The sequence below is a fragment of the Haloarcula sp. Atlit-7R genome (assembly GCF_003666065.1).
Lineage (GTDB): Archaea > Halobacteriota > Halobacteria > Halobacteriales > Haloarculaceae > Haloarcula > Haloarcula taiwanensis.
Genome location: NZ_QXIK01000029.1, coordinates 1 through 12,735 on the forward strand (window position 1 = coordinate 1; position 12,735 = coordinate 12,735).

The window sequence follows — 12,735 nt, forward strand, 5'->3', positions numbered from 1 at the left end:
TATTCACGTTCCTCATCTTCGGTATTTTCCTGCCGTCATTCAAGCACTTCATGGACCGGCAGCGTGTGCGATACAACCTTCCTGAATTCAGTATCGCTCCAATCGGCTCTGAGGACTCCGCAGTCGGAAAGTCGCTCACTGTCGGTGTCACGATCGCCCGCCGAGCCCCGTACATATTCTTTGCTCTCGTACTGGTGTCTACGGCAGCCATGGGGGCGTATGGAACTGGGATTGATACCCGGTTCACCACTGAAGACTTCCTCCCACCGGAGGAGAACCCCGGATACGTTGAGGTTCTGCCGGAAGCTGTGGCTCCGAGCGAGTACACCGTCACGAAACAGATTAACTATCTTGAAGACACCTTCGAGAGCGGCGAGAGTGACACAGTAACGATATACGTTGAAGGGTCGTTACAGGACGGAACAGCGCTAGAGGAGATCCACCGGGCAAATCAGGATCCACCCGACTCCTTTGTTACAGCTGGTGGGAGTGCAGATACGACAAGCATCCTTACCGTGATTAATCGGTACGAGCGTACTTCGCCGGAGTTCCGTCAACTCGTCGCACAGAACGACCAGAACGGTAACGGCGTGCCTGACCAGAATCTCCCGACCATCTACAACGCGCTGTATGATTCGCCGTACGGCGACCGCGCGGAGTCGTACATGACTGATGACTACACGCGAACGCGCATCGTGTACTCCGTTGAGTCCGATGCGAGTCAGCAGGAAGTGACAGACGATACGAGAGCTGTTGCGGATGAGTTCCGGATGGAGGCGACTGCAACCGGTAGTGTTGTGGTATTAAAAGCCGTCTCGGATGTAATCGCAGAATCGGCGTACATCAGCCTGGCTCTCGCAATTCTCGCGTCTGCAGCGTTCCTTCTCTTCGCCTACTGGCTACTTGAACGTCGTCCCGGATTGGGGGTTGCGAATCTCGTACCGATACTGCTCACTATTGCCGCTTTGGCAACGACAATGCGGTATCTGGATATTCCGTTCAACGTCCTCACCGGAACGACATTATCGATCGGAATCGGGCTTGGTATCGATTACTCCGCCCACCTCGTGCATCGGTTCTCCGAGGAGTACCGAGGAGACACTGGCTTGCTGGAAGCACTCGACATTAGCGTCCGGGGAACAGGTGGCGCACTGGCGGGCAGCATGGTCACCACAACGTCCGGAACCGGCGTGCTCGTGCTTGCGGTTGTTCCGATCTTGGGCCAGTTTGGATTGCTGATTGCCCTCAGCGTCCTTTATTCGTTCATCGCGTCCATACTGGTCCTCCCAACATCGATTGTCATCTGGGACCACAGTCGGAACACGCTCGATTCACTGCTTTCGTCGCGCTCAACATGGAGTCCGAACTGATGGATTCTCCTTTGCCCATACTTGTGGCCTGTTACGATCAAATCGACTGGTCCAGTTCTGGCCCGAAAGATGTGCGGTTCGAGGAGACTGAGCTGCGGTGGCAACGTAGCCACCAACGAGGGAGGAGACTTTTCAAATGACTGAGGATAGTGACACACTGGGTGCCACTGAGAAAGAAATCATGTATGCAACGCACCAAGCACTGGTTAAGAGTGGCTACGCTAAACTCTCGATATCGCTCATCTCGGACGAACTCGACAAGGCTAAATCGACGATCTATCACTACTATGACTCAAAAGACGCTCTACTCATTGAGTTTCTCAGGTTTTCTATCGACCGATTCGAATCGACAATCAATACCACCATCGGCGACAATCCAAAAGACGATCTTGACCACATCATAACGATACTCCTACCGAGCCAGCTAAAAAAGGAAAAACGCCAGCTTCACTCCGTACTAGTCGCAATTTCTCCGCAAGCTCTGGATCAGGAGGCGTTCCGCGAGCAGTTCACCGAAATCGACAACCGACTCACAGCAATCATCGAAAGGACCGTCCGCCGTGGTGTACGCACAAACGTGTTTCGGGACGTTGACCCGGCGCAAGAGGCCGAACACATTTTGTCGGTAATCAAAGGGACCATGTACACTCGTCTCACAACCAACCGTGAAGCCGCAGCAGTACGAGCAAGGGCCTCTCTATTCTCCTATATTAACTCGCATTTGATGGCCTAACCTCTCATCAGAGGATATTCTAAAGAACGCCCTGTACAAAATCGTCAATATAGAAGCGCTTGACAGGTACGCTTCCAACGAAACATGGCACAGCTCAAAAACACTGGATTACTCTCTCAAACAGATCTGATAATGGCGTTCACAATTTCATAAGCATGGGGAGCAATCGGCCGGCTACAACTGTAAAAATACCCCACTCGTGAAGGATCATGATATCGTGTGGAGATGACAGTCATCTAGATACGGACGGAAACGCATGTTATCTACACGCCTACGATTCAATCGTTCATGTACACAATCGCTGACTTACCTATCGAGAACACACTCCAAACGGCCGAATACGATCTCGAACTCGAATCGGCACTCCGTCGGATGTCTGAGCACAGCTACACACAGATCGGTGTCGAACGCGGCGGCGAGTTCGTCGGGATTGTCACCTACAGGTCAGTCGTCCGGACACTCCTTGCATTCCATCAGCTGGAGGTCAGAAACAAGGCGCTCGATAAGATCTCGGTCGGCACAGCAGTCGAAGATGCACACACCATCAGCGAGGACGAGAACCTTCTGGCCGTATTCGATGCACTCGCAGAGTACACGTACATCGCAGTGGATCGTGATGACGAGTGGCGCATCCTGACCGACTACGATCTCCTCACGCAGCTGAAACAGATGCTTGAGCCTTCTGTTAATCGAATCCATCGAAATGCAGTTGCGCGAGATTTTCACGCGAGTGTTCGGAGATTCGCTGTCGGAGCAGTTGGCCGAAACCTTCGACGAGGAACACCCACTGCTGACGCCAGCGTCAATCGAGCACTGCAGTTACGCACACTATGCCCAATTCATCTCGCTTCACTGGGCAGAATTTGAATCACTCTTCGATGACCAACAGGACGTGATTCGCGAGTTAGTGCTTGAAATCGGGGATATGCGAAATCAGCTCTTTCACTATCGAGTCGACTCCAAGTTTCCGAAGGAACGGTCTCCAGTCATCTACATCGAGCTCATCGAACGTTTCGAGGTACGCTTTACTCACGTATCGAGGACCGGTTCTAAGAGCTTCAGCACCTGCTTCAGCAAAGATACCGCGATTTTCGGTCACCGTGTCTGTCGTAAACCAAGGTGCCGCTTGGAGATCTTGACTCGAAGCATCTGAATCGTCTGTCACAGTCGGAGCGTAGGCTTCACCAAGTAGAACTCCGGATGGCGAGAGCCAAGACCCATCTTCAGTTTGTAGTCGAAGGGCTGGCGGGTCTTCACCGACTTCCCACTCGCCGTCAGTGAATGCTCGACAGAGAATCGCCGCTGCGAGGTGTCGATCGTTCGTCGAGAGTGATCCCCAATTGACGGTGTGAAGCCACTCTTCGATCAATGCCCCTTCGGTCAATTCTTCCACATCGTTCCCATCCAACACCGACCGAATCGCCTCTTGCTTGGCAAGGTCACTATCTACGATACTGAGAGAAGACCGGACCTCTTGTAGCGGGCTCGCAGTTTCGAACTCACCCAGGTCAAGCTCAGCAGGCGGAAGGTAGACCTGTTCCACATCATCAGTGCCCACGACTCTTCCGTCTTCAAGGGGAATACCAGTCGAGCTGAGGGTCTTGGATTGCTTCCACGAACTCTTGGTCGAGAGGCCATTGTAGATTTTCTCGAAGGCATCTGTTCGAGTGTTGTCGGTAAGTTCTTCGAGAGGAGTGGTTACCTCGTGGTTCTGCAGGAAGTCATGAAGTCCGAGTGAGTTCCGTCCCTTGATCGTCCGGTAGATATCCTCGTGTTCCTCGTGAATAGGACGGGCCGCTCCCGCTTCCTCTACTTGATCAGCGTCGAAAGCTTCGCGAATGTGTTCGTCAACCACCTGGCAGTCGCCAAGTTTGATTCGCTGACCCGCCTGATCCCGAACCAGTTCCGAGATCTCGACGTGCTCGTGGATTTTGTCGACGATTTCCGTCGTTACGAATGTGTCTCCGCGTCCTTCTGGAACGAATACGCCAAGGTCTGTCCACCAATCGTCGTGGCCGGCAACGACATCGAGGACATCCTTCGCACACTCGACTACGCCCTGCGCGATCTCGCGGTTCCAGGGAAGCTCTTGCTTGATCGTCTGTCGGTCAGCAGGCGTGAGGAAGTCCGCATGAACGAGAAAGTCGAAGTCAGTCTCAAGTTCTTTGAGAGGAAGATAGCTGAATACGCCGGTATGCAGTGTCCCGCTTTCTGGCCGAGCGAACCCACCATCTTCGTCTACGATACAGGCGATGAACACCTCACGATAGTCCACACCCGCTCGCATATACTGCTCAGTCTTCGGATCGTCCTGAATACTATCCGGCACCTCCCAGAGATGTTTGAACAGTACCCACGTATCCGCCTCCGTCGTCCCATCCGCTAACGCCTCCTCGAGTTCTACAATTTCGATGGGATCGAACTGCGCATCTGCCTTGTTTCTGATTATTTGTTGTTTTGAACTGGGAAAACCCTGTCTTGCTTTCTCAACGGAGGAGGCTAATCCATCATCACGGACCGCGTCTGTCCGACTAATACGCCGTGAGTTGTCCGAGTAATCATCATCGATAGATAGCTCACGTACGTCCTTCAAGAAGAGAAACACACGTCGGTCGATATTCTCGCTCCGGAGAGGTTCAAAGAGTTCATCATCGGAAAGCAGTTTTTGACCCCGTTCATCCAGCCTGACGACAAACCGGGTAGTATACCTGGTTCCGTCAATCTTCGTGGGAACCTCTGTCTCCTCCGTAGGCTTACAACTCCAGGGGACGACTCTCCAAGGAATCTCATCACCGTGCTCTTCCGCCCGTTCTCTATCGAACGAGAAGTGGAATTGACCGGAGTGGACCTCAACGGATTGACTGATCTCAAAGATTGATTTGAACCCCACCCCGATGAAACCGATGTGATCACGAGGATGCTTCGGTGAGACGCCAGCGGCACACAGTCCAGTTACGTCGTCCTTGATGTCACCGGAGCCTCCATCCTGGCCCGCGAGTGCACTATCGGTAAACTCACGACCGTCGTTGAGAATTTCTAAGCACCAGTCTCCGTTGATCTTTCGGATTTGGAAACGGACAGCACTGGCACCCTCATCGTCTGCATTCTGGATGAATTCGAGTGGGAAATACGTTGAGGCGAAGTTCATCTGGACGACATTCGAGTGCCCGTGGAGACTCGTCCTCACCAGATCCGGAGAATCAGTCAAATATTGCTCTCGAATGCTCCGTACTAATTCGTCTGGATTGCTGGCATCCATCTATTGGTGGTAAATCAGATGTTCTTAACATATAACTTCCAACGGCCACACCACGACTGGTAGTAACGTGTCTGATTCAAATATGGACCTCCCTGTTGACCCTACGCAGAATGAAGCCTCACCGCAAGAACTCATACAGCCCTGCCGACCCACGCTGCTCGCCGGCGTGTCCTGCAAGCAGCCGAGATCTCTATCGACGTCGATGACAAGAATTTCGAGAGTTTCCTCAACGAGCTATCCGAGGTCGAACTTCGGCGAGCCGCTTCCGAACTCAGATTCGCCGGCGAACCCACGGTCTATTACTATCGGGTCAACGGCCTCCATCAACTCTCCCCCGATGACGCCCTCAGACGAAGCAATAACGAGAGTTCTTCGGGAGCATACGGCCCAGATGTCGAGACAGCAATTAGGGACCACGACCGTATTTACGTCGTCTGCCAAGTGCCGGAAACCGGATCACAAACACAACTCACACTCTCCCCTGACGACCGGGAAACGACCGTCGCAACGTTCAAACCGAGGACACAGCTCCTCGCCGTTCGGGCTTCCGACGACGGTACCGCAGACGCGTCACCACAGGCAGTGCTGAGTTATCTTGGCCTGGATGATGCAACCCGAATTTCCTTCCTCGATAACGGGTTTCGGGGTCGGTTCAAGGATGCCTGCGTTGAGGGATATTCGACGCTTCAACTGAGGAATACGACCCCACGAGACAGCTCGCGAGAGATCGAGGTTCGGTCAAAGGATCCGGAGGCTAAGAACGTAGCCGACGTCCGTACCGACGTGATCGTCGAGGACCTACTCCAGCGTGGTGACACGGAACTCAACGCGGCAACGGGACTCGTCACCGTCCCGACCGACGTCCGCTCGATGGAACACGGCGAACCGCTGCATCCGCGAGTAACAATTGGATTTCCGGATGGATGGGTGGCCTTCGAACAGTTTGTACCTGAGCAGATCCTGATCGAGTTCGATGATTTGGTGCGAGATTCGCTCTGAGAGCGATTCAAGATCAGGTCCTTGCTACACGCAATAGGACTCTAGTTCGGTTTGACTCTCCTGAACAAAGCTCAAGCCAGAAGCTCGTGAGCTCCGCGGCTACACCTCCGATCAAAAGGGAATCCGGTTCGAGAGCTCACGACTCCTCTCTCCGTGTTATCAACCCAGGGTCCGGGAGAGAAAAGCGAAAAATCGCTCAGCGTTTTCTCGACCGAATTCACCAACATCTGTAGTATTCACCCCGGTCGGTAGCTCCAACATCGCTAAACTATACCCGTTCTTCACGGAGTAGTCATTCTCGACAGCACCATCGTTGTCTGGATAGACCAGCACACCTGGCGCATCATAGGCAGTCTGGTACGCTACGACCTGATAGACATCGTTATTCTTGACGCCGGTCTTCCACTTGGCGTCCCCGACCAATACTGGCTCACCGTGACGTTTGACTACGAAATCGGGTCGCATACGAATCGATGGATTTCCTCTGAGTAGATTGTCGGTTCGAGCCTGTCCTTCCACGCTCCAGCCATCTCGTCCGTCCACGGTTTCTCGTGCTGTTCTCTCGACTACCTTTTCGAACACGTCGTTCATTCCGATCAACAGGGAGTACGATGCACCCTCACCGGCGACGATGTCTTCGATGTAGATGTGTTTCAGCACGAGGCGAGACAAGGCCAGAACCGTCTCATAGTAATCAGTTAGGCGAGTCAGTTCGATCCGTTCGGCTTCCTCGATCGAAACTTCGCGGAGCGTCACTCGTCGTCTGAGCCGCGATTGGTATTCGCGTAGTTCGCCAGTGATCTCGGTGCTATCCACCAGCGACGACAGCATGTTCGCAACGCAGAGAATCGTCTGGTTTAGCGTGGTATCGTAAGTGAATTCGTCGTAATCGCACTCGAAATCCGTCTTCCCGGGGCCTCCTGCGAGCTGTCTCTGGACGTTCAATCTGCCCCGGAGATACTCTTCTGTTCCTTCTACATCGACGTACTCTCTCCGAAGGCCCTGAGACAGAACTGCTTCTAGTTCTTCGAGAAACAGGGCTGCTACCGTGTCCACAAAATTCGTCCCGCTTTCGAGTTCCGTTTCGTGTGAGAGGTGGGTTGGTTCTGTCCCGTTTGCGTATCGTAGCAGCGTGACTAGGTTCGGCTCCCCGATTTTCGGTTGTATCTCAACAGTGGCTCCGTTGGGGAGGGCAACGACTCCGACTCGATGATCCGTGTGCAGTACGACCTGTTTGCCTCGTCTGTACTCCACTCGTAACCCATCGACCTGTGATTCGATCATTTCGATATCGTCATCGGACAGGTCGATTGGGTCTGATTCGTCGTACTCGGACAGTTCTATCAGGTCAGCAGTTGTCACTCCACTTCACCATCCTCGCCAACGAGTTCGGAAAGCGCGGCACGGAGAGCGTCGGAATCGAAATCGGCGATCCGCTGTTCCTTCCAGTTGAATAGGCTCTCACCCCCGCCATCGAATATGTGCTCTTTGAGCCGCTCCATGTCTCCAAAGTAGTACTCATCGAGCAGAGGGAGTATCTCGTTCTTCCAGGACTCTACGAGACGCTCGTCCGTGGTCCCACCGATGAGGTAGGAGTGACCAACCTGTTTGCCTTTCCCGAGGTTCCCACTGTCCCGAATACGTTCGTTGATAGCACTGAGTGCGAGAATGGAGAGAGCACCGAGGTCCTCTCCCTCCTCGACTGACGCCTTGGTTTTGACGTCCTGTTCACCATCGAAGCCAAGTTCGTCGTAGAGAACTTCGTAGTTCGGCGGGAAGTGTCGAAATCGGAACCGCCGACGTATCGCGGCATCGACGAGAGCGATTGACCGATCAGCCGTGTTCATCGTCCCAATGATGTAGAGGTTCGGGGGCACTACGAGCCGGTCCTCTGAATGTGGCAGCTCATCTCTCATCTCGTTCGGCTCGCCGAGTCGCTTGTCGTTCTCGATGAGGGTGATCGTCTCACCGAAGATCTTCGGAATGTTTCCCCGGTTCACTTCGTCGATGATAAGGATGTATCTGGGGGCATCTGCTTTCGAGTCGGCGTCTTCGTAGGCCTCGACGGCGTCCTCAGCCATCTCCTTGAACACGCCAGCCTCGGGTTCGTATACGAGGTCGCCGTCACGGGTCTTCGCCGTTATCCCCTCGATGAAGTCTTCATACGAAAACGTCGGATGGAACGTTACCATCCGAAGGCGATCCTCAACAGCGTCGTCGAAGTGGTCTTCCTCGTCCAGCCCCCTGTCTATCCACCACTTGGCGAAGTTGAGCGCTCCATAGGTCTTCCCGGTTCCTGGCGGGCCGTGGAAAACGATCTGTTTCTTGCGCTGGAGATGTTTTTCGACGGTCTCGAACCACGGTAACTCGTCGTACTCGACCCGCTTCCTGATCTCGACACGGAAGCAACCGGGGACGCCGGTGACCTCGTCGGTCGGCTGACTGGAGCCGCCGACGAACTTGGCGTGACGGTTCGGATCGTTCCGGAAGCGGAGTGGACGCACGGAGAGGCGAAAGGCATCTGCGAGCAGCTGAGTCTCGTCGATATGCAACCGCGGGTTGAGGTGCGTGATCGGGCGAACGAGGCCGACCTTGCGCGGACACTAATTCACGAGTACGCACACGCCCTGCTCCACTTCGACGTCGACGACGACACCGAGCGGGCGAAACGCGAAGTCGAGGCTGAAGCCGTCGCGTACGTCGTCGGGCGGTACTGGGGGCTAGATACCAGTGGGTCGGCGTTCTACCTAGCCGCGTGGGAGTCGGACGATCCCGAGATCGTTCGCGACCGTCTCGACCGGATCAGTTCCACAGCAGAAGAGCTCATCGACGTGCTCGAAGACGCCGTCTGAATTCTTAACCAACACTCGACTCGATACCCCCAATTTCGTTGGTTAAGTCTGCTCGTCTCCACCGTCCGCGGCAGTCACAAGGCTAAAGCAGGCCCGTGTTTATACTTTATGTAAGAAACGCAGGTATGAGTACCATAGAACAAACGCAAAATATACGCCAGGGGCTCTCGACTCGAGAAAGTCGACTCCTTGCACGACTCGCTGGCGCGGGTCACCAAATCATCTCCGTCGACGACATCGAGACGACGCTGGAGGTCCCCTCAAACACCGCCCGCGAGATCGCCTCCCGGCTCACCGAGAAGGGCTGGCTCAACCGGCTCTTCCCGGGCACGTATCTCATCATTCCACTCACTGCCGGTGAGAAGGGCGTGTACACAACCCACGAATATCTCATCGCCGCCCACGTCGCTACGCCGATGTACATCGGCTATTACAGCGCCCTCAGCCACCACGGGCTGACTGAACAGGTCCCTCGGACGGTGTACGTCGTCACGCCGACCCGAGCCCAAAGCCGGGAGATCCACGGTGTTCCGTACCGCGTCACGACAGTCACTGAGCGGAAGTTCTTCGGCTTTGAGCCGACATCCATCGAAGGCACGACCGTGCAGGTCAGCGACCTAGAGAAGACACTGGTTGACTGTGCAGACCACCCCGAATTTTGTGGTGGCCTTCGAGAGCTCGCGACTGCGATGCGAACCGCCAACCAGCGGGGCTGTGCCTGGGACACCGTCGGCGAGTACCTCGAGCAACTCGATAACGGGGCGGCGACCAAGCGAATCGTCTACCTCGCCGACCAACTCGGGATCGATCTCCCCACCCGCGAGGCCCTCGTCAAGTCGTTCACGAGTGGGTACTCGCTGCTGGACCCAACGCAGCCTGAAACGGGTTCGACCAACAGTACGTATCGCCTCCAGATCAACGTCGAACCAGCAACGCTGGAGCCGACGGAGGCCTGATCGAAGTGATCAGTCAAGACCGACTCCGAATTCTCGCTCGCGAACTGGGCGTTCGCCAAGGGTACGCGGAAAAGAACTACGTCAACTCGTGGCTTCTCTGGGGAATCTTCACGAGTGACTACGGCGACAATCTCCTGTTCAAAGGCGGGACTGCGCTGTCCAAACTGTATTTCCCGCAGTCGTGGCGGTTCTCGGAAGACCTCGATTTCGGCGTCGAAGGGGAGTATCAGGGATCCAAGCGAGAGCTACGGACAGTCCTCGATACGATTTCCGACCGCTCTGGTATCGAGTTCGAAATTCGAGAGCATCACGAATCGCAGCAGGACCACTATCCGACCCACTACGTCGACATTAGCATCCAGTACCGGGCAGTCCTCAACCACCCCAATACGACCAGTATTGACGTGATGGTCGACGAGCACGTCGCATTCGACCCGGTTCACCACACCCACACATACGAGGATATCCCCGAATTTAGCCTCCAGGCGTACAGCGTTGAGGAAATCTTCGCCGAAAAGCTCCGGGCGGTCTATCAGCGTGGGGCTGCTCGTGACTACTACGACCTCTACCAGTTGCTTGAAACTGACTCAGTCACGATTGACTTTGCCGACGTGCGACCCGCCTTCAAGGCGAAGTGCGAACACGACGGACTCACAGTCGACTTAACAGATGGGTTACCTGACGAACAACGAGAGACTATCCGCCACCAGTGGGAGACCACCCTTCCGGACCTCACCGGCGATCCGCCGGCGTTCGAGATGGTCTGGAATCAATTGGACACGACAATCTCCCAACGAGAGTCGAGGTAGTCAAGGCCCGATATTGGCATCAGTGACCGGCGGATCTCTCATTCGGAACTCCGGCTCTTCTGTAGAAGAGTAGAAAGCCCTGATAACAATACACCCAATGGTTGGCTCGACGAACTCACTAGGGATTGGGCGACCGAATGATACGAAGTGTAACCCACGTAACGGGGCGAAACCCATCCACTGTTGGTTAACCCGCTGAAGAGATTTCCGACCACTCACAATATCTAAATCGGCTCCCTCACAGCCGCCACCAGACTGACCCACGTTGACGCGCTGGTGCGGTGGCGTGCCAGTCCGTGCGCGCGGTTGTCTCGCCGCCGCCCGGTGTGCCGGAGGCGGCGGCGAGGCCGCGTGCGCGAGCACCCTGCTGTGCTGAGCCGTAGCAGTCGGGTGGGACTGAAAGGGGCATGCCGCTGGCGCTTGCCGTGGTCGCGTCAGCGGCCCCTATCCGCGTGCGGTTTGCGCGGATATGTCGCTGAGCGACCGCCAGCGGCGTGGGGCTTTCAAGGTGTGCTGGTCCGACACCGAGTCCGTCGTCGCGATACCGTTTGGAGTGGTGCCGTCGAAGCCAGCAGTCCCGTCAAAGTCGGTAGTGCCGTCGAAGCCAGCGCCACGAGTCCCGCCACCACCAGTCCCACGAGTACCGCCAGCCGAACCGTCGCCTCCTTCGACACCGTCACGAGTGCCACACAACTCGACTCCAGGGCCAGCAGCGCCAGAACCTCCCGCTCGCTATACACGAGACGAATCCTACCTGCACCCTCTCTGCCCGCCTTCGGTCCACGTACCGGCTCCGGCAAGAGCGAGCGTGCCGCCCAGCGGCGGCTGCCCGGCGGCCAGACGTTCCACCAGCCAACCACCTGTATCTGCTCGGCCGTCAGTCCCACGCCGACACACACTCGTCTCTCTCGCGCTCTCAGCTGGCCTGCCAGCCCCACGCTGCTATCCACCAGGCATCCGAGGGTATCATACAATGCTTCCCACACTACCTATGACTCTTCCAACAAACGGTCAGTACAGGTAGTCTTTCAATCGGTGCTCTGTGACAACAGATTGGGCTTAAATCCGATTACCAGCATTTCAATCGCCGCCAAGAACTGCAATCCGGCTACGGCAACATACCCCCTTTCGAACCCGAAAATCGCCGGCATAGAACCGTCAAGTCCGACATATAGAATGAAGATTGTAGAGCAAAGGATGATCGGCACGGCTATCAGGGCCACAATTCTCGATACTGTCCTGAAGAGCATACTAATACGAATCGCCAGCATAAACAAATAGAGTTTGCAACCGACCTGCGGCACTCGCATACTTACTGATAGGGTAGTTCTCTCTCAAGAGTGGTGAAACAAACTACCCCATGAACTGTTCCATGACACCGTAATCAGGTATACCTCTGTTTCGCCCGGCCGTCTGCCCCACGCTGAGAGGGACCGACAGCCAGCGCGAGTGCAGTCGTGTCCCTCTCGTCTCCAACCGCGCGCGACCCTGACGTGGGCATCGGAGTTATCAAATTGCTTGACCAGACTGAGGCTGGCTTTTATACCGATACATTCCTAATAGGAATAGTATGCCTACTACGAAAGAAGTGACCACAATTGCTCTGGAGTATCCGTTCCCCCAAGACCGCGTCTTTCGATATCAGGCGATGCAGGATGTGCTCGCTCGCTTGATTGAGGAGCCATATGAAGAGTTCACCATCGGCCAACTCGCGGAAATGATTGACGGGAATCAGGCAACGGTCTCAAAGGCAGTCA

Annotated in this window: 10 protein-coding genes and 2 pseudogenes; 8 read left to right on the plus strand and 4 right to left on the minus strand. The window is 55.2% G+C overall.

The window, feature by feature from the left end; translation table 11 throughout:
* The 3 genes from D3D01_RS22165 to D3D01_RS22175 all read left to right on the plus strand — a co-directional run.
* Positions 1–1,370, plus strand: a 1,370-nt coding sequence (locus tag D3D01_RS22165; protein WP_147439975.1) for an RND family transporter, incomplete at its 5' end; no start/stop codon positions are given.
* Positions 1,371–1,506: 136 nt separating this feature from the next.
* On the plus strand, positions 1,507–2,103 hold the full coding sequence (locus tag D3D01_RS22170) for a TetR/AcrR family transcriptional regulator (protein WP_121513811.1): 597 nt from the start codon (positions 1,507–1,509) through the stop codon (positions 2,101–2,103).
* 288 nt (positions 2,104–2,391) lie between these two features.
* A complete protein-coding gene (locus D3D01_RS22175; RefSeq protein WP_233563606.1) occupies positions 2,392–2,970 on the plus strand; it encodes a CBS domain-containing protein in 579 nt (192 codons plus the stop codon).
* 37 nt (positions 2,971–3,007) lie between these two features.
* Here the strand turns inward: D3D01_RS22175 and D3D01_RS22180 are convergent, their stop codons facing one another.
* A complete protein-coding gene (locus tag D3D01_RS22180; protein WP_199725584.1) occupies positions 3,008–5,362 on the minus strand; it encodes a hypothetical protein in 2,355 nt (784 codons plus the stop codon).
* Positions 5,363–5,803: 441 nt separating this feature from the next.
* Between D3D01_RS22180 and D3D01_RS24400 the strand changes: the two genes are divergently transcribed.
* Positions 5,804–6,361 carry a hypothetical protein gene (locus tag D3D01_RS24400; protein WP_199725586.1) on the plus strand — a complete coding sequence of 186 codons (558 nt, stop codon included), beginning with the start codon at positions 5,804–5,806 and terminating at the stop codon, positions 6,359–6,361.
* 159 nt (positions 6,362–6,520) lie between these two features.
* Here the strand turns inward: D3D01_RS24400 and D3D01_RS22190 are convergent, their stop codons facing one another.
* Together D3D01_RS22190 and D3D01_RS22195 are read right to left on the minus strand one after the other, a co-directional pair.
* Positions 6,521–7,645: an McrC family protein gene (locus tag D3D01_RS22190; RefSeq protein WP_233563608.1), complete on the minus strand. Its 1,125-nt coding sequence runs from the start codon at positions 7,643–7,645 to the stop codon at positions 6,521–6,523.
* Positions 7,646–7,719: 74 nt separating this feature from the next.
* Positions 7,720–8,754 (minus strand): McrB family protein, encoded by a 1,035-nt coding sequence (locus D3D01_RS22195; RefSeq protein ID WP_233563610.1) that lies wholly within the window; start codon positions 8,752–8,754, stop codon positions 7,720–7,722.
* Here D3D01_RS22195 and D3D01_RS22200 point away from each other — a divergent pair.
* The 3 genes and pseudogenes from D3D01_RS22200 to D3D01_RS22210 all read left to right on the plus strand — a co-directional run.
* Positions 8,740–9,213, plus strand: a pseudogene (locus tag D3D01_RS22200) (DUF955 domain-containing protein); the annotation flags it as partial. The gene D3D01_RS22195 and the pseudogene D3D01_RS22200 overlap by 15 nt on opposite strands.
* 125 nt (positions 9,214–9,338) lie before the next feature.
* A complete protein-coding gene (locus D3D01_RS22205; protein ID WP_121513814.1) occupies positions 9,339–10,169 on the plus strand; it encodes a type IV toxin-antitoxin system AbiEi family antitoxin in 831 nt (276 codons plus the stop codon).
* 5 nt (positions 10,170–10,174) lie between these two features.
* Positions 10,175–10,978 (plus strand): nucleotidyl transferase AbiEii/AbiGii toxin family protein, encoded by an 804-nt coding sequence (locus tag D3D01_RS22210; protein WP_121513815.1) that lies wholly within the window; start codon positions 10,175–10,177, stop codon positions 10,976–10,978.
* 238 nt (positions 10,979–11,216) lie between these two features.
* On the opposite strand, the gene D3D01_RS23840 is transcribed toward D3D01_RS22210, so the two are convergent.
* Positions 11,217–11,387 carry a hypothetical protein gene (locus D3D01_RS23840; RefSeq protein ID WP_158600556.1) on the minus strand — a complete coding sequence of 57 codons (171 nt, stop codon included), beginning with the start codon at positions 11,385–11,387 and terminating at the stop codon, positions 11,217–11,219.
* Between the two features lie 1,161 nt (positions 11,388–12,548).
* On the opposite strand from D3D01_RS23840, the pseudogene D3D01_RS22220 reads away from it, so the two are divergent.
* Positions 12,549–12,735: pseudogene (locus D3D01_RS22220) on the plus strand (DNA polymerase beta); the annotation flags it as partial.